This window comes from Streptomyces sp. NBC_01241, from assembly GCF_041435435.1.
In the GTDB taxonomy this organism is placed as follows: domain Bacteria; phylum Actinomycetota; class Actinomycetes; order Streptomycetales; family Streptomycetaceae; genus Streptomyces.
The window spans coordinates 7997134-8016643 of sequence record NZ_CP108494.1 but is presented as its reverse complement, the minus strand read 5'-3'; the positions used below and the strand labels follow the sequence as shown (position 1 = coordinate 8016643).

Genomic DNA, 19510 nt, shown 5'->3' with positions numbered 1-19510 from the left:
TCTTATGCTGACGCCATGGAGATCACCAAGCGGACACTTGCGGAGGCCTGGCAGCGGACGGCCGCCGGACACGCCCTGCTCGACGAGGTCGGGCTGCCGCCCGTGGCGCTGTCGGAGGACGAGCTGGAGGAGTGGGCCGGGCGCGCTGAGGAGGCGGAGGACGGCGGCCTGTGCCTGCTGCTGGACGAGGACGGCACGGTGCGCGGCCATCACGGTCCCTACCGGGAGGTCTTTGCCACCCGCGACCTCGAACAGGCGCTTTACCTGATCGCCGAGGCCGCGATGCGTCGGCGCGGCAGCAGCCTCGAGGAGGTGGCCGACGCGCTGGACCGGATCGATCCGGTGTGGGGCAGACGGTTCCGCAGTGGAGGCCTGGACGACACGGGGACGGTTGAGGCGTGCGGGCGCGACCCGCTGGAGGGGCTCGCCTGGATAGCTGGCCCCTGGCGTGAGCAGGACCCCTATACGACCCTTGCCTTCTTCCGCTCGGCGCCCGGGCGAACCATCGACGCCGAGCGGCTGGCCCTGCTGTACGGGGCCGATCCCGCGCAGGTCGCGGCCGGTACGCGCCTGAAGGACCTGCAGGCCGTGGACAGCGGCCGGGCCCACTGGGACCGCCAGTGGGAGAGCTGCTGTTTCGGGCAGGCAGGCGGGTGGACGTTCCTGCTGTACCACGACACGCCGCCGGGGTCCTTCGCCGACAAGGAGGCGTACGCGGCGCTCGGGATCAAGGAGAGCGTATGGCTGACCGCCACCTCCGCGAAGGCCATCTACACCTTCGACTACATGAGGAACGGTCGCCGCGTCGACGACGACTGGGGCGTCCTGGAGCTGATCTGGTACGAGCGTGGCCGTGCCCCCTATCTGCGGGGCGGCGAGCTGGACTTCCTCAACCGTGCCGTGCGCCGTGCCGAGCTGGACCACCCCGAACTGACCAGCACGTTCGAGCTGTACTTCCACGCCTTGGAGGAGTCCCTCGGCCTGCGGCTGCCGCGTCGGGACTTCGCGGAGGGGGAGGTGCGGGCCGCGTACTGGGCCGGGGAATAGTGGTGAGTACGGAGGGGACGCTCATGGAGCAGAAGTAGGTTCTAGGCGCGTATCTGGGTGTGATCAATCTGTGGGACTCGCCCGTCTCCAGTGACGCGATCTGGTAGATCGTCATTCATGACGCGGGCGCAACTGGTAGACGAAGAATGGCAGTTCATCGAGCCGTACCTGCCGATCGGAAGGTACGGCCCGTATCCCGAGCGGCTGCGGCAGCAGTTCGAGGGCGTAATCTGGAAGTTCAAGACAGGCGGGCAGTGGCGGGAGATGCCGGCGGAGTTCGGGGCCTGGCCGACCGTCCACAACCGCTTCCGGCAGTGGCGGGACGCCGGCGTCTTCGAGGCCCTGCTGGAGGGCATGATCGCCGAAGCCGCGAGGCGGGGCGAGGTGGACATGTCCCTGGTCAGCGTGGACTCCACCACCGCTCGCGCCCACCACGATGCCGCCGGAATGCACCTGGCCGAGGGCGTCCTCACCGCCTTGGAGAAGGCCGCCGCGGAGGAGGAGAAGGCCCGGCAAAAGGGGGCGAGGCGGAAGGACAAGACGGGCGATCCGCCGAAAGCGATCCCGCCCACGAAGAGCGGCGCCGCGTCCGACGCCGACGCAAACTCCGGCTGAAGGCCGCCCTGCTCGGACGATCGAGAGGCGGGCAGACCAGCAAGGTCCATCTCGCCGCCGACCGGAAGTGCCGCCCGCTGGCGCTCGTGCTGACCGCCGGGCAGGCCGCTGACAGTCCGCAGTTCCTCCCCGTGCTGGCCAAGGTCCGCGTCCGCGGGCCGGTCGGCCGCCCCCGCACCCGGCCCGACGCGGTCGCCGGGGACAAGACGTACTCCTCCCGAGACAACCGCGCCTACCTGCGCAAACGTCAGATCAAGGCGGTCATCCCGGAGAAGAAGGACCAGGCCGCCAACCGGAAGAAGAAGGGCAGCAGGGGCGGCCGGCCCGTCGGCCATGACACCGACCTCTACAAGGAGAGGAACACCGTCGAGCGCCTGATCAACAAGTTGAAAGCCTGGCGAGGCATCGCTACCCGTTACGACAAGCCCCCCGAGAGCTACCTCGCCGGCCTTCATCTCCGCGCCTCCATGATCTGGATCAAGGACCTCACACGAACCACATGATCACGACTCCATACGCACCCTAGGACTCCTAGCAAAATGAACGGTTGTTTCCTTGGAATGACAGGCCGTCAGCCGGAGTTGTGTCCACATCCGCTGCTGCTGATGGTCGAGCGTCGCACCCCTTATCCGGGGCGTAAGCAGTTGGATGACCGGCGGAGGCCGACAGCCACACGGGCCTGCGAGGTCCTGTCATCATGGGATCCGGTAGTAGCTGTCCGACGGCAGGGTCAGCACGAACACCGTGCCGTACCGGCGACGGATGCTGCCCACGCTCGCCGTCGGGGGCTCGCACACGAACCGGTAGGCGTTCGCCGGTCGTTCGGGCTCGGAAACCGGCGAGCCTGGCTGACCCCAGGTGAAAGTGTGACCGGCGTGAGTAAGTTCGCCCCGGCCGTCCTCGCGGGCCGTTTCGTGGGTAATGGGGATACCGGAAAGGGGCTGCTTCCCCGCGTCGAGGATCCGGCTGATGGTCTCGGTCGGCGGCAGCGGGGAACTGTAGTAGGCCGTCAAACGCATCCAGCAGGACACCCGGTGGGCGGGCCTTACCGGAGTGAACAGATCCCAGCCGACCATTCCGCGGGTGCAGTAGTCCTCGATGACCAGGAGACGTAACACCAGCGGTGTGCTCTCCGCGTACGCATGGGCGATGGCACGCAGCCGGACCTCGGCAGCCTGCCGAGCCTGCCGGGCGGTGCCACTGTCTGCGAGTCGGCGGGCTCCGCGGCGGCTGGTCGAGCCAAGGAGCGTCCATACACGGGCCACGACATTGAAAGTGACGAGGATCGGCCACGTCATAGCGCGCAGCACGAGTATCTTCACCGGGCGCCGGGTCATGAGGACCGCTGTGTGCTGGTGGGCATGAGCCTGGCTTGCAGGAGCGAGGAGCCGGTCGTAACGGCGGACTGGACGGCCACCCACAGGAGGGCTTCCCATGGGCCGGGGGTGGAGTCCACGAGGTGTCCTGCGGTCATCGTGGACCACACGTAGGCGCTGATGGTGATCGCTAAATGGTTGCCGTGGACTCTGGACAGTCTGAGGCCGGCCCACAGGGCGAAGGGTTGGAAGGCGATGCCTGCCGCGTTGGCGGCCAGGTAATAGGGGACTCCCGCGAGAGGGTTGCGTTCGCTGTCGGCTTCGGTGGCGTGGTTGATCAGTGTGTACATGCTGCGGAACAGCCACCATGCGGCGAGCGTGGCTGCGGCAGCTACGGAAGTTGCTTTCGCAGCCCGCACCAGATACGTCATGAGCACGATCGTCTTCCTGCCGGCTGATCGCCTGCTATCCGTACTGCTACTCAACTCGGGAGAGCATTCTGGGGTACCGCGTCGTACGTCCGCCCCAGAACTCGTGGCTGGCTGTTACCAAGGGCGAGGGCGTCCCGGAACGCGTCGCCGAGCACGGCACGGGCCACCTCCGCAATGACCTGCGCACGTCCGTGTTCCGGGCAGGCACGGTCTCGCTCGGTTCTCATGGGTCTCGACAACCACGTGATCACCAGCACCGCACCTGCTCCGCTCTCCCGGGTCCCTTGCCGCACAACGGACATGACGCCACGTCACTCACGAGACCGATGAACGGGACCAATCCCAATCACGCAATGTCCCTGAACGCGCTCTCCCGGGAGCACAGCCTCGTCGTCCGCCTCGTCAGTCACGGCCATACCGACGACGGCAGCGTCCGTGACGTCACGGCTGCCCCACGGCGATGGGCACGGGCCCGACGGCAATGGCGTAGTGGCGTTGGTACCGGGCACCGCGGGGGAATCCGGCCTGGCCACCGTCACGGACGGAGGGACCGTGCGGTTGAGCGCAGTGAGCGACGCCGACGGCTCGGAGCACATCCTCAGCGGCTCCGCACGCCCTCTCACCGCCCTGGGGTCGGCCGTGGTCGGCGACCAGTGCCTGTTGGTCGGTGGCAGCGCCGACGGCACCGTACGGGTGTGGGACGTGGACCCCCGGGTTTTCAGCCCGCCCGCGAACGGCATTCCGGTGCCGTGACGGCCGTGGCGGCCGGTGTCGTCGGCGGTCGCCGCGTGTGGGTGAGCGCGACGGGCGACGAGGTGTGGGCCAGGGAAGTCGCCGCGTGCCGTGTGGTTCGCCGCCTCGCCGGTGGCCGACCGGGAATCACGGCACTGCTGCTCAACCGCCTCGGCCGGCGTCCCGTGGCGGTCACGGCCGGTGCCGACTGGACGGTCCCAGTGTGGGCCGTGGCCCGGGGGCAGGCCATGGGCAGGCGTTCGCCGGACACACAGGAAGCATCGAGGCCCTCGCCGTCGCCCGCCTGCACGGTCGGCTGGTGTTCCTCGCCGGTGGCAGCGACAACGCCATCGCCGCCTGGGCCCCGATGACATGGTCCTTGATCAGCACCCACCCGACGGCTCATGACGCAGCTCGGATCGCGTACTTTGGCTCCGCGCCCGGGTCAGCTGCTTCAGTTCGACAATGGTCACGACGGCGCGCAGCCAGGTGGCCGCGGTGTCGTCGGCGGCGATCCCGCCCATGAGTTCGGTGCCGGCTCGCAGCCACTCCCGTACCACGACGGCCGCCTCTCGGCGGGTACGGGGCGTCGTCGTTCATGGCGGGACCTCTGGTGTCTCGTCCGACTGGTCCGCTGGAGCTCAGTTGACGGTGACGGTGTAGGTGATGCGCTCGGGAGCCTGGGAGGGGGACCCCGCCCCCGTGGTCGGGGTGGCGGAGAGTCCGGTCGTCTCGGGGGGCAGCGTGGAGTTGTTGCCCTGGCACGTGGTGAAGGTGCAGTGCAGCAGCGTGAACCGGGTGGTCCCCTTGCCCTTGGCCTCGAAGGTGAAGGTGAGCCTGCCGCCGGCACCGGCCACCGGCTCGTCGCCGGAGTCCGACGCGTAGTCCTGGCCGCGGCTGACGAGCACCGAGCTGTCGGGCTCGGTGTCGACCAGGTACCAGTACTCGCGGGTGGAGGCGTTCTGGTCGACGGTGAGCGTGAAGCGCTCGCCCGGCTCGGCGGTGACGCTGGTGTCCTTCACCGAGTGGCTCGTCGGGCGGCTCGTGGAGCCGCCGGCCGGTTCGTCGGTGCCCGAGCCGCAGCCCGTGGCGAGAGCGAGGAGCGCGGCCGCCGAGATCGCGGCACCGCCCCTGCTACTGCGGAAGACAGACGCTGTACGCGTTGGGGAGATCACTGTTGGAAGCCTTGCCCATGCGGCCGTTGATGAAGTCGTCCTCGCTGACCCAGGTGGTCGAGCCCCAAGGGTTGTACACCTGAAGCATGTCACCCTCCTGGGCGATGATGGTCATCGCATGCGCGCCCTCCTTGCCCGAAACACCGACCGGCACCGGCCGCCCCTGCGCCACCGACTTCTCGACTTCGGTGAGGACCGTCGGCGCAGCCAGTCGGGGCCCTTGCCGTGGATCTTGTCCTGGAATGTACCGATCTCGGCGACGCTGTGGCCGGCGACCAGGGCCTTCATCAGGTAGGCCCGCCCCTGTGGGGTGTCCGACTTCGCCAACATCCGCTCCATGGCCGTTTCGTCGTCGAGGCTCAGCGGGTCCATACGCATCGACGCGCACGCCAGGTCGCCGGCGGTGAGGATCTCGTTCAGCTCGGTACCGGCGCCCGCGACGCCGGTGTCAGCGAGCATCAGCTTGTCGACGGCGGTGAGTTCGCTGGTCTCCATCTTCCCTGGCCGTGCCTCGGCGGCCCACTTGTTCAGGTCCCGGGCCGCGACGCGGGTGGCCTCCTGCGCGTCGGAGACGGCGTCGTGCATCAGGTCTGACAAGTCACCGGTCAGATATTGAAGACTCTTCATAGAACGCCGAATTCCGGTCACGATCCGATCAAGCCCGCTTCATCATCACTTACGCCACCGCATCCGGTCTGACAACATCACCGGGAGATCTGGCAACGGTGACAACTGAGGCTTGGGGGAAGCCGAGTGACGACGCACGGGGGGCGTTTCGGGGGGCGTTCGGGGCGTGCCACGCTCGTCCTGGCGAGGGCGCAGGCGCATCGCCCACTGATCGCCGCTGCGCTCGTCGCCGTCCTGCTGACCACGTCCGTGCTGGCGGCCCTGGCCGCCTACTCGACCGCGATCGGCGACGCGGCCCTGCGCCACTCGCTGGCCGAGCCGCGCAATGCTGCCGATGCCGCGCTGGTCGTCAGGGCCGAGGTGGCGCCCGATCGTCGCCGGGCCACCGACACCGCCGTACGCGACGCAGCGCGCCGCACTTTCGACGGGCTGCCGGTGACCGTGCGGACGCTGGTGCGCTCCGGCCCGTACGCCCTGCCCGCAACCACCCGGGCCGCAGCCACCCGGCCCGGCGACAAGCCCGACCTCACACACTTCGCGGCGCTCGACTCCACGCAGGTGCGGCTCAGCAAGGGGCGCCTGCCACGCGCGGGCACGCCGGACGTCGAGGTGGCGATGCCCGAGACCGCCGCGCGGCGGCTGCGGCTGGCGCCGGGCGCCCGCCTCACCGTCACCGACCGGCTCGACGGGCCGCCCGTGCGGATCCTCGTCACGGGCGTGTACCGGGCCGCCGAGCCGGCCTCCCCCTACTGGCTGCTGGACGAACTGGGCGGTCGGGGCGTACGGACGTCCACCTTCACCACCTACGGCCCCCTGCTGACGGCGCCCTCCGTCGTCACCGGCGGCCGGGTGAGCGGCGGAGGGTCGGCGTGGCTCGCCTCCGCCGACTTCGCCCGCCTCACCGCCGACCGCATCGGCGCCCTGCGCACCTCCGCGCGCACCGGGCCTGCCACCCTGCTCAAACTGTCCACCGGGGACGACAGCAAGGGCGGTACGGCCGGCAAAACGACCGCGAGCACCGCCCTCCCCGAGGTCCTCGACCGGGTCGAGCGCTCCCTGCTCGTCTCCCGCTCCACCCTCCTGATCGTCGCCCTCCAGCTCGCCCTGCTCGCGACCTGCGCGCTGCTGCTCGTGGCCCGGCTGCTCGCCGCCGAACGCACCGGCGAGACCCAGCTGCTGCGCGCCCGCGGCGCCTCCCGCGCCACCCTCGCCGGCCTTGCCGCCCGGGAGGCGCTGCTGCTGGCCGGGCCCGCGCTGCTGATCGCCCCGCTGCTGGCAGGCCCGCTGGTCCGGCTGCTGGCCGGGCAGGGGGCGCTGGCCCGGCTCGGACTGGAGCTGGAGGTGCCGGCCGGCGGACGGCTCGGGGTGTGGCTGACGGCGGCCGGCGTGGCACTGGGGTGCGCGCTGGCGGTGACCCTGCCGGCGGTCGCGTCGGCCGGGTTCCGCACGTCCCGCGCCCGCGCCCTGCCCGCTCCGCTGCGGGCCGGGGCGGACCTGGGGCTGGTGGCGGTGGCCGGGGTCGCCTACTGGCAGCTGCACCGCCGCACGTCGGGCGGGGTGAGCGCGGACACGACCGGCGCGCTGGGCATCGACCCGCTGCTGGTCGCCGCGCCCGCCCTCGCGCTGCTGGCCGGCGCGGTCCTGACGCTGCGTCTGCTGCCGTTGGCCGCCCGGCTCGCCGAGCGCCGGGCGACGGGCGGGCGGGGGCTGGCCGGGGCGCTGGCCGGCTGGCAGCTCAGCCGCCGCCCGGGGGGCGGCGCCGGACCCGTACTGCTGCTCGTCCTGGCCGTCGCACTCGGCGTACTGGCGATCGGCCAGGGTTCCTCCTGGGGGCGCTCGCAGGACGACCAGGCCGACTTCGCGGCGGGCGCGCCGGTGCGGGTCCTGGGCGCCGGCGACGGCGAGCTCGGCCGCACGCAGGATTACGCGGCCGTGCCCCACGTGCGCGAGGCCGTCCCCGCCATGCGGACGACCCTGACGCTGCCCGCCGGACGCACGGCGACGGTGCTGGCGCTGGACACCGCGCACGCGGCAGATACCGTCCTGCTGCGCCCCGACCTGGCGCCCGCCCCGATGAAGAAGCTGCTGGCGGGGCTGGGCCCGTCGGGTGAGTCGGCGGGCGCGCGCGTGCCCGCCGGGGCGACCCGGCTGACGCTGACTGCGACCCTGCTCAGTTCGGTGCGGGACACAAAGAGCGCGGCGACCGTGACCCAGACGCTGGAGGACGACCACGGCGTCCCCTACACGTTGCCGTCCGGCGACCTCCCCGCCGACGGGCGCCCGCACACGCTGTCTGTCGAACTGCCGAGCATCCACGGACCGTTGAAGCTCACCGGGGTACAGCTCGTGCTGCCCATGCCGTCCCACCACGCCGAACAGCACACCCTGACCCTCGACGCCCTGACCGCGACAACCGCCGCCGGCACGGCACAGCGAGTGCCCCTGCCGGCGTCCTGGACGGCGGTCTCCGGCACCGACGGACAGGACTCGGGCAACCACAGAACCTCGCCGACCCGCGCGCGCGTCCGCCCCGCCGCGCACCCGACCGTGGTGTACGGCACGGGCTACGTCCCGTCCTACCAGCCCTGGCTCGGCCCGTCACTGACGCTGCGCATGCAGGTGACACAGCCCAAGACCACCGCGGTGGCCGCCCTCGCCACCGACCGCTTCCTCGCCTCCGCCGGTGCCCGCCCCGGTCAGACGATGGACATAGCCTTCCAGGGGCAGAACGTGCCTGTGCGGATCGTGCGCGCCGTACGGCAGCTACCGACGGCCCAGGGCGGGGAGGGAGACGGCGACGGCGACGGCGGCGGCGTGCTCCTCGATCTGCACGCCGTGAACCGGGTCCTCCAGGCGCGCTACGGGGCCGCCCTCGCGCCTACCGAGTGGTGGCTGCGGCCGGACTCGCCGTCGAACAGCGCGGCTGTCGCCACCGCTCTGCGCGCCCGGCCCGACCTCGATCCCTGGCAGATCGTCGTGCGTGACGAGATCGCCGCCGAGCTGCGCGACGACCCGTTCGGGGCGGGCCCGGAGGCCGCGTTCACCGCGGCGGCCGGGGCGGCGGCGGTGCTGGCCGCGCTCGGGTTCGCGGTGAGCGCGACCGGGGCGCTGCGGGAGCGGAACGCCGAGTTCGCGATCCTGCGTGCCCTGGGCGCCCCACGCCGCCGGCTGGCCCGTGCCGTCGCCGCCGAGCACGGCGTCCTGATCGCGCTGGCGCTGGCCGTGGGCACGGGCCTGGGCATCGCCCTGACCCGCGCGGTGCTGCCGCTCATCGTCCTGACCGGCGAGGCCACCCGCCCGGTGCCGGATCTGCTGGTGGAACTGCCACCGCTGCGGGTGGCCGCCCTGCTGGCGGCCGTGGCCGCCGTCCCGGTCGTCGTCGTGGCGCTGCTGGCGGTGCGACAGGCCGATCCGGTGCAGGTACTGCGGGAGGGGGAGTGACATGGTAATCCCGTTCAGGCGTGTGGAACGTGCCGCCGCCCCCTGGGTCCGCACCCGTCTGCGGTCGGCCCCCGCTGCCGCTCTGGCCCTCGCGCTGCTGGTGGCGGTGACCGCCTGCCTGGCCGCCGCGTTCCCGCGCGCGCTGGAGCGGTACGAGGACGCGGGCCTGCGCCGCTCCGTCGAACAGGTGCCCCACTCCCGGAGCGTCGTCGGTCTGTCCGCCCCGGTGCCCCTGCCGGACCTGCCGCAGGACCAGCGCGAGCAGGCGCTGCTCCCCGCCACCGTGAAGCGCCAGTACGCCAGCATCCTCGGCACGGTCCGGCGCCCCTTCGTCCCCGACCCCGGCCAGTCGTCGTACGGCGTGGCCACGTCCGTCAACCAGGCGGTGCCCGAACCCTGGCTGCCCCGGCCGAGCGGGCTGCCCGCCCGGGTCGCCCTCGTCGCGCAGGCGAGCCTGGCCGACCACGCCCGGCTGAGCGAGGGCCGTCTGCCACGCGCGTCCGGCACGGTCACCGCGACGACGCCCGAGGTGGAGGCGGCGGTCAGCGCGGACACCGCCAAGAGCCTGCGCATCGAGGTGGGGTCGGTCCTGCACGTCCCCGGCGCGGGTCGGGACGCGCTCGCCGTCCGGGTCACCGGCATCGTTGCCCCGCGCGACCGGGACGGCGCCTACTGGGCGACAGACACCCTGCTGCGCACGCCCGCGCTGATGCGGGTAACGCCCGCGGACCCGGAATCTCCCCGGTACTGGCTCGGTGCCCTGCTGCTGCCGTCCGAGGCCGCTCCCGCGCTTCTGGGCACCGAGGGGCTGCCCTACCGCTACTGGCGGCTGGCCCCCGACCCGAACACTCTGCACCACCGTGACCTGGGCGCGCTCAAGTCCGCGCTCGCCGCCCTGGAGTCGGGCCCCGGCCTCCAGCAGGTGCGCACGGCCATCGACCCCTTCACGGACGCCCAAACCGACCTCGACGACGTGCTCGCCTCCTACTCCCGCCTGCACTCCGGCGTCTCTGCGCTGATCTCGGTCGCGGCGTTCGGCAGCGGTACGGTCGCCGCCGTCGTCCTGGCGATGGCGGGCGGCCTCACGGCCGACCGTCGCCGCACCGAACTGGCCCTGCTGCGCGCCCGCGGCGCCTCGCTGCCGGGCCTCGCCGCCCGCCTGCTCGCGGAGACGGCGGTGGTCGCCGTCCCGGCCGGGGCGCTCGGCCTGGTCGTGGCGGTGCGGGCCCTCCCCGGCGCCCGGGCCCTGCCCGCCGTACTGGCCGCCCTCGCGGTCACGGTCGTCGCCTGCGCCGCCCTCCCCCTGCGCGCGGCGGCCGCCCACCGGCTCGTCCGTATCCCCGCGCTCCGCCAGGACGTGACGTCCGTACGACCGTCCCGGCGACGTACGGTCGCGGAGCTGACGCTGGTGGCGGTGGCCGCCGGCGCGGTGGTGACGCTGCGCCGGCAGGGCACGTCCGACGGGTCCGACGATCAGCTGATCTCGGCGGCGCCCGTGCTGGTGGGGGTGATCGCCGCGCTGCTGCTGGTCCGCCTCTACCCCCTTCCCCTGCGTGGCATGGCCGGCCCGGCCGGGCGGCTGCGCGGTGTGGTGACCCATCTGTCCCTGGCCCGGGCCGGTCGCAGTTCCGCGTCCGCGGTGCTGCCGCTGCTCGCCCTGCTCACCGCCCTCACCACGGCCTCGTTCGGCGGCTCGGTCCTGGCGGGCATCGGCGAGGCCCGGGACCACTCGGCGCTCCTCGCCGTCGGGGCCGACGCCCGACTGGATGCGACGGTGGATTCCCTGCCCACGGGGCTCACCGACCGGGTGCGCCGGGTCTCCGGCGTGCGGGACGTGGCGGCGGTGAGCGTCGCGTACCGGGCGAAGCCGAACGACGGGCGCCAGTCGGTGCCAGTGGTGGGCGTGGATCCCGGCGGCTACGCGGAGCTGACGAGGCGGACGGGGCTCGGTGCCTTCTCCGAAGGAGTGTTGAAGAAGGGCCGGGGCGGCCCGGGGACCGGCGCCGTGCTGCCCGCCGTGGCCTCCCCGAGCGTGGCGGACGTCCACGGCTCGGCTCCGTTCCCCGTCAGCATGGAGGACGGCAGCAGTGTCAGCGTCCGCATCGTCCTCGTCCGGGACATCACTCCGGCCGTGATGGGCGCCGACTTCCTGGTGGTGGACCGCGCCGGCCTCGGCGCCACGGCGGCCAGGCCGACGACGCTGCTGGTGACGGGCCCGGAAGCGGACGGCCGTGCCCTGCGCGAGGCGGCCGGGGACGCGGTGTCGGTCCGCCTCCGCGCCGACGAGAGAGCCCAGTACGTCGACTCCCCCCTCCAGTCCGGCGTGGAGCACCTCTACACGGCGGCGGTGGCGGCAGGCGCCGGCTACGCCGTGCTCGCGCTGCTCCTGTCACTCCTGCGCGCCGCCCCCGAGCGCATCGCGCTGCTCGCCCGTCTGCGCACCATGGGCCTCACCCGTCGGCAGGGCCGCCGCCTGCTCGTCCTGGAGTCCCTGCCCCAGGCCGTGCTCGCCGCGGCGGGCGGCGTCCTGACCGGCTGGGCCGCGATCCGCCTGCTTTCCCCCGGCATGGACCTGACCGCAGTGGCCCTGCCGCCCTCGGTCGCTCCTCTGGAGCAGACCCCGCTGCACACCGACGCCTGGTCACTGACGGTACCGGCGCTGGCCGTGGTGGCGGTGACGGTGGGAATCGCCGGCGTACAGGCGTGGTGGGCGGGGCGGAGAGGAGCGGTGCGGGAGTTGAGAGCCGGTGACACGAAGTGAGAGGGGCAGCGCACCCCGTCCCCGGCGGCCCCGGCGCCAGACCCTGGGGGCTCCGGCGACTCCGTCCCCTGACCCCGGCGGGCTCGGCGGCCCCGGCCCCGGACCACGGCAGCCTCGGCGGCCCGGGCCCCTACTCTGGCGGCCTCGCCCGCACGCGGCAGCCCCGGCGCGCACCCGGCCGGCCGCGGCCCCCCATTGAACAAGGAGCCCGATGACGACGAATCCCACCCTCGCCGAACTGGCCGACAAGGCGACCGCCACCCGCGCGCGGCCCGCCTACGGCCACGACGCCCTCATCACCTGCGACCGTCTGGTCCGTATCTTCTCGGCGGACGGCGTGGAGGTGCAGGCCCTCCAGGGCCTCGACCTGCTCGTCCGCGAGGGCGAACTCCTAGCCCTGGTGGGCGCCTCGGGCAGCGGCAAGTCCACCCTGATGAACATCCTGGCCGGCCTGGACACCCCCTCCGCCGGGGCGGCCGAGGTGGCCGGCCACAACCTGCTGGCCATGACCGCGAAGGACCGTCTGCACTACCGGCGCAAGGTGGTCGGCTTCATCTGGCAGCAGACCTCCCGCAACCTGCTGCCGTATCTCACCGCGGCCCAGAACGTCACCCTGCCCCTCCAGCTGGCGGGCGGGCGGCGTCGGTCCCGGGCCCGCGTCGAACGTGCCCTGGAACTGATGGAGTTGCTCCAGGTCGCCGACTGCCGGGACCGCCGCCCGCATGAGATGTCCGGCGGTCAGCAGCAGCGGGTCGCGATCGCCGTGGCCCTCGCCTGCGACCCGGCGGTGCTGTTCGCCGACGAACCCACCGGCGAGCTCGACTCCCACACCGCCCAGCAGATCTTCGCCGCCTTCCGCACGGCGAACGAGGAGCTGGGCACCACAATCGTCATCGTCACCCATGACCGCGCCGTGGCCACCGAGGTCCGCCGCACGGTCGCCATCCGCGACGGCCGCACCTCCACGGAGGTCCTGCGCCGCAGCGAGGTCGACGAGACCACTGGCCACGAGACGCTGGTGGCCCGCGAGTACGCCATGCTCGACCGGGCCGGCCGCCTCCAGCTGCCGGCCGAGTACACGAGGGCGCTGGGCATGCGCGACCGAGTGGCGCTGGACCTGGAGGAGGACCACATCACCGTATGGCCGGACGACAGCGGGCGCAGCTGATCGCCGGCCGTGACCGAACAGCGGGTGCGCGGGCTGCTCGCCACATCAACGCGCCTCGGCGGCCAGGTCGACGGTGAACCCGTCGGTCCCGGCCAGCACGTTGTCCTCTTTGCTTCCGGCCGGCTCGGCCCGGTGCACGGCGGCCCGCAGGCGGGTCGGCAGCTCGTCCATGCCGAACGACTCGGTGACGTAGTCGTCGGCGCCCGCGCACAGCGCCTCCACTTTCTCGTCCGAGGAGTGTTTGCCGGCCCCAGGTCAAGGACGACCACGTCCGGGTCGCGGGCGGCCCTTGGAGCGCGTCGGCACCGTCGTGGGCAACGTCCGCCTCGTACCTGCGCTCCTTGCCCCTCATTGTCTTCCGGTCCCTGCTGATTGCACAGCATCGGCCTCACGGCCGACGATCCCGACCTATGTGACGAGGCGCAGGTCGGGGAACATGACGCAATCCTGACAGGCGACGGCTTGGTCTACTCCCCCGTCTCGTCCCGTATCTCCCCGTCGCGCAGTTCCAGCACCCGGTCGGCCAGGTCGAGGAGCGTCGCGTCATGCGTGGCCACCAGGGCGGTGACCTGTTCGCTGTGCACGACCGCCCGCAGCAGTTCCATCACGGCATGGCCGGTCTCCGCGTCCAGCTGGCCGGTGGGCTCGTCGGCAATCAGCAACGAAGGGTTGTTGGCCAGGGCGCGGGCGATGGCGACCCGCTGCTGCTGGCCGCCGGAGAGCTCGCCGGGCCGCTGGGCCGCGTGGTCGGCGAGGCCCACCAGGGACAGCAGCAGCTCGACTCGCTCCTCGCGCTCCCGTATGTCGGCCCGGCGCATGCGCATCGGCACGCCCACGTTCTCCGCGGCCGTCAGGATCGGGATGAGGCCGAAGGACTGGAAGACGAAGCCGATCCGGTCCCGGCGCAGCGCCAGCAGGCCGTCCTCGCCGAGCTCCGAAAGGTCCAGGCCGTCCACGGTGACCCGGCCCCGGTCCGGTGCATCGAGCCCTCCGACGACGTTCAGCAGGGTGGTCTTCCCGGAGCCCGAGCGCCCCTTGAGCGCAACGAGCTCACCGCGGGGGATGTCGAAGGAGACGCCGCGCAGGGCATGGACGGCGGCGGCTCCCTGGCCGTACGACTTGTGGACGTTCTCGACGCGCACCATGGTCCCCGTGACAACCTGGCTCATGTGTCCTCCCTTGATCCCCCGTAGGCCGGTCGTCAGTATCGCGGCCTTCCGCCCGGCACTCAATGCTTCTACGGCCCTTCGCCCAACGCAGGAACCGATCTCCGGGGGAGAGGCATCGGCCGAGGCCACGAAGTTCCGTCGGTGCTCCAGCAGTGGTTTCACCCGGGCGCCGCCCCTCCCCGGCACGGCTCGGACGATCAGGAAGGGGTGGTGTCGTTCAGCCCCGGGGCTGCGGCCGGCCGGCACCTCACGCGCAAGCTTCGGCGACACGGACTCGCACGTCCGCCAAAGACCGGTGAGATGCACTCAATGGGTCCTACGTTCTTCCCCGGGACAGGGCGAGCCCTTCGTGGGTGGTGGAGTCAAGCGCCCGCAGAAAGGGACGTGTGCCTGCGCAGCAGCCACTGCCCGAACGTCCGACGCGGGGGCCGTACCACTACGCGGCCGTGGGCCTTCCGACCGACCAACTCCACTCGCAAAGTGACCGGCGTATCGGGATTCGTCGGAGTCTGACGGTACTTGACTCTGCTGTGTACCAGCTGCAGACCATCGGTATCGACCACGATGCCCGGCCTCGTGACCAGTGTCAGGGTCTTCCCCGTCATGCCCACGTCGATCCGCAAGGTGTCGTGCGTGATCACTGCGTCAGTGAAGTCGAGCGTCACCTTGCAGAACGTCACCATGAGCTCCAGCCTCCGCGGTACCACCCAGCGCCCCACGCGCTCGACCGCGCCGCTGTGGGCCTGTTGGATCCGAACGATGTCCTTGCCCTCTGCTCCGGTCGCGCCGAGCGTGGCCGATACGGGCGGCAGGTCAGCGATGAGCGTGGTCAGTTCCCTCAGAGTCCGCGCCGACAGAGCAGTTTCCAGGCGCTCGTCCAACTCGTCCATGGTCAGCAGGCCCTCCCCCGCCGCGATACGCAGCACATCCACCACCCGGTCCCGGTCGGCATGAGAGGCTCGCAGCTCGGGCGACGAGTCGGGGCCGGAGCGCTTCCCGGTGGGCGAAATCTCTCCTGACATGCTTCCGTCCTGGTCCAGTCGAACGTCTCCGCGCGACGCAGGCAGCGGCGCAAGTGGAAGACTAACGCCATATCGCGATGGGGGTCCCGGCTGGGTCTCATCACGGAGAGACGATGGTCAATGGCGGTTCACGGCGTGCGCCAGCCATCATGCCGAGGGCCGGGTCGTGGCAACAACCGCATCCCAGCGTCCAGTTCACACCATTCTCCGGGGCGGCTTCCAGGTCCGAGCGGAGTATCGCGGAAGCCGCAGATCGGCTCTGGTGCGGCTGGCGAGTCAGGGCCGGTGCGGCAACAGGTACGGCCACCAGTGATCGTCGTGAGCTGTATGGACGAACGAAGATCAGTCGGTGGCCGCGGGGTGCAACGCAGCCCCTACCCGGTGGCGTCCGACCATGCGATGGAGCGGATCGCAGGCCGGGTCGCCCGGGTCGAACCGCACTACCGGGCACGGGCGTTGGTGCTGGGCCCGCTGTCGGACCTGCCGAGGAAGAACTGCCGGCCCCTGGCCGAGCACGCCGGCGATGCGGCCCCGGACGCGATGCAGCATCTGCTGCGGTGGTTGATCACGGAGGTCATGGCTGTGGCGAGAGACCGTCGCCCACGGGCACGTTCTCAGGCGTCAGCGTGATGCCGGAGCTCCTGGCCTGTTCGAGGATCAACGTGGCGAAGTCGTCCTCGACGTGCCCCGCGCCGATGGCGCCCATGACGAGCTGAGCGGTGGCGGCCGCGAGCGGCATCGGGACTTCCAGCTCGTGGGCCGCGGACAATCCCAGGTCGAGGTCCTTGCGCAGCAGCGGCATGGTGAACGTCGGTGTGAAGTCCAGGTTGACCAGCGCGGGCGACTTGTAACGGGTGTAGACCGAGCCCATCACGGAGTCGTTGAGGAATGCGAGGAAGGCGGCACGGCTGACACCACCCTTCTCTGTGAGAATCATGATTTCGGCGAGCGACTGGGTGACGACACCGAGGAAGACGTTGTGCGCAATCTTGACGAGACGGGCGACTTCGTCCTCGCCGACGTAGGTCACCCCGCGCCCGAGCAGTGCCAGCAATGGCTCGACCTGGCCGAACACCTCGCGCGAGCCGGAGACCGCGACAGTCAGCTTCCCTGCGGCGATCGCCTTCGGGTTCCCACTCACCGGGGCGGCCAGGAAGTCGGTCCCACGGTCGGCAGATGCGCTCCGGATCAGCGCTGACATCCGGGTTGAGACCGTCGAGCTGTCGATCAGCACCCCCGGAGCGACATCCGGCGAGGTCAGCACGCCGTCGGGGCCGGTGGTGACCGCCTCCAGGGCGGGCGCGGCGGCGACCATGGTGAAGACGACATCCCGGTCGGACAGATCTGACGGCCGGTCGACGAGCGTCGCTCCCTGCTCCGCGAGCGGTTCGGCCTTGGAGCGGGTCCTGTTGTAGACGGCTACGTCGTGCCCGGCGTCCAGCAGCCGGGTGGCGAGTTGGAAGCCCATCCGGCCGACACCGATCCAGCCGATACGTGGGCGGTCCTGGGCGGCATACGTCATTCCGCTACCTCAATCCTGGAAGGCGACTCAAGTAATGCGGCTCTGCGGCTCACCGGCCGGCCGGTGGCCTTCAACCGACAGACGACGGCCTCCTCGGCATGCGCTTGCACGGTTAGTCCCGCCCTGCCGGACACGGTGACGTCAGAACCAGCCGCCGTCGGCCTGGATGGTCCGGCCGGTGATGAACGAGGCATCGTCCGACACCAGGAACGAGACCACCGCGGCGATTTCGGCGGGCTGGGCCATCCGCCCGAGCGAACTGGCGGTGCGAATGAGGTCGCGGAAATCAGTGTCGACGTCGGGATGGACGTACTGGGAAGCCGCCTGAGCCGACATGTCGGTGACGGTTCCCCCGGGCGCGATGGCGTTGATGGTGATGCCGCGCCGGCCGAGTTCGGGGCTGAGGTTGAGCGCGATACATTCGACGGCGGCCTTACTCGACGCATAGAGGGCGTGGTAGAAAACGGCCTTGTGCGCACTCTGCGATGACGTCAGTACGATCCTCCCTCCCTCGCCCATATGCCGCACCGCGTTCTGTACGGCGAAGAACTGAGCTCGGGTGTTGATGGCGAAGACACGGTCGAAGTCGGCTGGGGTGACATCGTCCAGCTTGCCGAAGTACTCGATTCCGGCGTTGCTGGCGAGAATGTCCAGTCCGCCAAGAGCCTCGGCGGCCTGATCGGTCAGCCGGCGGATCTCGTCCGGTTCGCTGACATCCGCCTTGATCGCGACCGCGCGGCGGCCGTCGGCCGCGATCTCGGTGGCGAGTGCTTCGGCCGCGTCGCCGCTGCTCCGGTAGTTGATCGCCACGTCGGCTCCGTCAGCGGCGAGCCTGCGGGCCACGGCCGCGCCGATCCCTCGTGCGCCGCCGGTGACCAGGGCCTTCCTGCCGGTCAGCTTTCCGCTCATCGGTCCTCTCCCGTCCACGGGAATCCGGCGGTCATGCCGCATGCGGGTAATGCGGTCCCAGAACTCACGGCAGCAGAGGCATTCCTCGTCCTACTGGGCACGTCCTCGGTCACCGCCCGGCCGTCTCCACCAGAATCGCCCCGGCCGGTGCACCGACGCCACTCGGAGCGGAGTCCGGCCCCGAGAGGCACACCTGCCACTCCGGCACCGGTTCGCCCCGCCTCGGGCCAGGACAACGCGTCCGCATTCGACGCGCGAGTACACCGCGCCCACGGCGGCGTTCAGTACCGCCGACCGGAGCGCCAGGTGACCTGCCGCGTAAAGCTTGATCTGCTACTTGCCCGGAAGGGCCGCGGGGTTACTGAGGTGCGTGCGCCGATTCCTTGTCCGGGTTCAGCCGACTGCGACCAAGGGCGATGGGGTGTCCGTCCTGTGAGTGAGTTCCCCCGCGTGTCCCGGGATCACTGCACCCCGTGCGGCCGGAACTGGATACTGATTCGCCCTCCCGCGACCCGCGCGGCCTTGGGGATGGCGTGCTCCCAGGTCCGCTGGCAGGATCCGCCCATCACGATCAGGTCGCCGTGTCCGAGCGGCCGCCGGACGACATCGCCGCCGCGGCACGGGCGCAGCAGCAGGTCCCGGGGCGTTCCTACGGAGAGGATGGCGACCATCGTGTCCTCGCGGGCCCCCCGGCCGATGCGGTCGCCGTGCCAGGCCACGCTGTCGCGTCCGTCGCGGTAGTGGCACAGGCCTGCTGTCGCGAAGGGTTCGCCGAGCTCGGCGGCGTAGTGCGCGGACAGCGCCTGCCGCGCCTCGTCGAGGACGGGGTGGGGCAGCGGTTCGCCGACGCGGTAGAAGGCGAGCAGGCGCGGGACGTCCACGACCCGCTCGTACATCTGTCGTCGTTCGGCCTTCCAGGGGACGTCCGTGGCCAGTTGTTCGAACAGGGCGTCGGCGCCGGTCAGCCAGCCCGGCAGGAGGTCGATCCAGGCGCCGTCGCCAAGCTCTGTTCTGCGGAGTCCGTGCAGTGGGCGTAGCCGCACGTCGTCGCCCTGATCGAACAGAGACCCCTGGAGCTGGTGCGATGCCATGTATGCAGCGTACCCCTCATTCGAACATGTGCGCTATTTGGGTGATGGTTCGGGCACCCGGTGTTTACTTGACGATCTCCAGCACCGCCATCATGCCCGCGTCCTCGTGGATGAGGATGTGGCAGTGATGGACGGTCTTGCCGGTGTAGTTCCTGAAGTGGATCCGGACGACGAGTTGCCCCTTGGCGGGCACGCTCGCTGTGTCCTGCAGACCGTGACCGTGGTGCGGTCGGCCGTTGATGCTCATCAATGGGAACTTGTTGACATGCACGTGGAACGAGTGTTCCTCGTTGGTGTCGTTGCGCACGGTCCACTCCTCGACCGTGTTCGGCTTGGACCGGATGTCCACCCGGTTCGGGGCGAACCGTCTGCCGTTGATGTAGTCCTTGCTGCCGTCCTTGCTCTCGGAGAACACGACGGTGCGCCGGGTGGCGATCGCCGAGCGGCTCAGGTCCACGACCGGCGCGAACGCCGAGGGCAGGGC

The 19510-nt window shown here is 71.2% G+C and carries 17 protein-coding genes and 3 pseudogenes; 7 read left to right on the top strand and 13 right to left on the bottom strand.

Features of this window, described 5'->3' with window-relative positions; genetic code table 11:
* Positions 1 to 15: 15 nt before the first annotated feature.
* Complete coding sequence (locus tag OG306_RS36370) at positions 16 to 1047, top strand: hypothetical protein (RefSeq protein ID WP_266750691.1); 1032 nt, start codon at positions 16 to 18, stop codon at positions 1045 to 1047.
* A 117-nt stretch (positions 1048 to 1164) separates the two neighbouring features.
* A pseudogene (locus OG306_RS36365) lies at positions 1165 to 2165 on the top strand (IS5 family transposase).
* Positions 2166 to 2357: 192 nt separating this feature from the next.
* On the opposite strand, the gene OG306_RS36360 reads toward OG306_RS36365, so the two are convergent.
* Both OG306_RS36360 and OG306_RS36355 read right to left on the bottom strand, forming a co-directional pair.
* Entirely contained in the window at positions 2358 to 2984 is a 627-nt protein-coding gene (locus OG306_RS36360) for a hypothetical protein (protein ID WP_266750689.1), read from the bottom strand.
* A gap of 11 nt (positions 2985 to 2995) precedes the next feature.
* The gene (locus OG306_RS36355; protein ID WP_266750687.1) at positions 2996 to 3409 is read right to left on the bottom strand and encodes a hypothetical protein; all 414 of its coding nucleotides are present in this window, start codon (positions 3407 to 3409) and stop codon (positions 2996 to 2998) included.
* Positions 3410 to 3967: 558 nt separating this feature from the next.
* On the opposite strand from OG306_RS36355, the gene OG306_RS36350 reads away from it, so the two are divergent.
* The gene (locus OG306_RS36350; RefSeq protein WP_266904615.1) at positions 3968 to 4162 is read left to right on the top strand and encodes a WD40 repeat domain-containing protein; all 195 of its coding nucleotides are present in this window, start codon (positions 3968 to 3970) and stop codon (positions 4160 to 4162) included.
* Positions 4163 to 4524: 362 nt separating this feature from the next.
* Here OG306_RS36350 and OG306_RS36345 read toward each other — a convergent pair whose 3' ends face one another.
* The 4 genes from OG306_RS36345 to OG306_RS36330 all read right to left on the bottom strand — a co-directional run bounded on the left by OG306_RS36345 (position 4525) and on the right by OG306_RS36330 (position 5943).
* Positions 4525 to 4701: a hypothetical protein gene (locus OG306_RS36345; protein WP_266750684.1), complete on the bottom strand. Its 177-nt coding sequence runs from the start codon at positions 4699 to 4701 to the stop codon at positions 4525 to 4527.
* A gap of 81 nt (positions 4702 to 4782) precedes the next feature.
* The gene (locus OG306_RS36340; RefSeq protein WP_266750682.1) at positions 4783 to 5163 is read right to left on the bottom strand and encodes a protease inhibitor I42 family protein; all 381 of its coding nucleotides are present in this window, start codon (positions 5161 to 5163) and stop codon (positions 4783 to 4785) included.
* A 112-nt stretch (positions 5164 to 5275) separates the two neighbouring features.
* Positions 5276 to 5431 carry a hypothetical protein gene (locus OG306_RS36335; protein WP_266750680.1) on the bottom strand — a complete coding sequence of 52 codons (156 nt, stop codon included), beginning with the start codon at positions 5429 to 5431 and terminating at the stop codon, positions 5276 to 5278.
* Positions 5428 to 5943, bottom strand: a complete 516-nt coding sequence (locus OG306_RS36330; protein ID WP_266750679.1) for a hypothetical protein — start codon at positions 5941 to 5943, stop codon at positions 5428 to 5430. Before OG306_RS36330 ends, OG306_RS36335 begins: the two co-directional genes overlap by 4 nt.
* A 126-nt stretch (positions 5944 to 6069) precedes the next feature.
* Between OG306_RS36330 and OG306_RS36325 the strand changes: the two genes are divergently transcribed.
* From OG306_RS36325 to OG306_RS36315, 3 genes are all read left to right on the top strand, one after another.
* The gene (locus OG306_RS36325; protein WP_266750678.1) at positions 6070 to 9384 is read left to right on the top strand and encodes an FtsX-like permease family protein; all 3315 of its coding nucleotides are present in this window, start codon (positions 6070 to 6072) and stop codon (positions 9382 to 9384) included.
* Between the two features lies 1 nt (position 9385).
* Entirely contained in the window at positions 9386 to 12145 is a 2760-nt protein-coding gene (locus OG306_RS36320; RefSeq protein ID WP_371666105.1) for an FtsX-like permease family protein, read from the top strand.
* A 211-nt stretch (positions 12146 to 12356) separates the two neighbouring features.
* Positions 12357 to 13313: an ABC transporter ATP-binding protein gene (locus tag OG306_RS36315; protein WP_266750674.1), complete on the top strand. Its 957-nt coding sequence runs from the start codon at positions 12357 to 12359 to the stop codon at positions 13311 to 13313.
* A gap of 54 nt (positions 13314 to 13367) precedes the next feature.
* Here OG306_RS36315 and OG306_RS36310 read toward each other — a convergent pair.
* The 3 genes and pseudogenes from OG306_RS36310 to OG306_RS36300 all read right to left on the bottom strand — a co-directional run.
* Positions 13368 to 13665 (bottom strand): annotated as a pseudogene (locus OG306_RS36310) (DNA-binding response regulator); the annotation flags it as partial.
* Between the two features lie 115 nt (positions 13666 to 13780).
* Positions 13781 to 14482 (bottom strand): ABC transporter ATP-binding protein, encoded by a 702-nt coding sequence (locus OG306_RS36305; RefSeq protein WP_266750673.1) that lies wholly within the window; start codon positions 14480 to 14482, stop codon positions 13781 to 13783.
* Positions 14483 to 14844: 362 nt separating this feature from the next.
* On the bottom strand, positions 14845 to 15504 hold the full coding sequence (locus OG306_RS36300; protein WP_266750672.1) for a DUF1707 SHOCT-like domain-containing protein: 660 nt from the start codon (positions 15502 to 15504) through the stop codon (positions 14845 to 14847).
* Between the two features lie 399 nt (positions 15505 to 15903).
* Between OG306_RS36300 and OG306_RS36295 the strand changes: the two are divergent.
* A pseudogene (locus tag OG306_RS36295) lies at positions 15904 to 16059 on the top strand (IS701 family transposase); the annotation flags it as partial.
* A 19-nt stretch (positions 16060 to 16078) separates the two neighbouring features.
* Here OG306_RS36295 and OG306_RS36290 read toward each other — a convergent pair.
* The 4 genes from OG306_RS36290 to OG306_RS36275 form a co-directional block, all read right to left on the bottom strand.
* Positions 16079 to 17026 (bottom strand): NAD(P)-dependent oxidoreductase, encoded by a 948-nt coding sequence (locus OG306_RS36290; RefSeq protein ID WP_266750670.1) that lies wholly within the window; start codon positions 17024 to 17026, stop codon positions 16079 to 16081.
* 141 nt (positions 17027 to 17167) lie between these two features.
* On the bottom strand, positions 17168 to 17935 hold the full coding sequence (locus OG306_RS36285) for an SDR family NAD(P)-dependent oxidoreductase (RefSeq protein ID WP_266750668.1): 768 nt from the start codon (positions 17933 to 17935) through the stop codon (positions 17168 to 17170).
* Between the two features lie 461 nt (positions 17936 to 18396).
* Positions 18397 to 19026 carry an alpha-ketoglutarate-dependent dioxygenase AlkB gene (locus tag OG306_RS36280; RefSeq protein WP_327349159.1) on the bottom strand — a complete coding sequence of 210 codons (630 nt, stop codon included), beginning with the start codon at positions 19024 to 19026 and terminating at the stop codon, positions 18397 to 18399.
* Positions 19027 to 19090: 64 nt separating this feature from the next.
* Positions 19091 to 19483, bottom strand: coding sequence for a multicopper oxidase domain-containing protein (locus OG306_RS36275; protein ID WP_266750665.1), 393 nt, complete (start codon positions 19481 to 19483; stop codon positions 19091 to 19093).
* Positions 19484 to 19510: the final 27 nt, after the last annotated feature.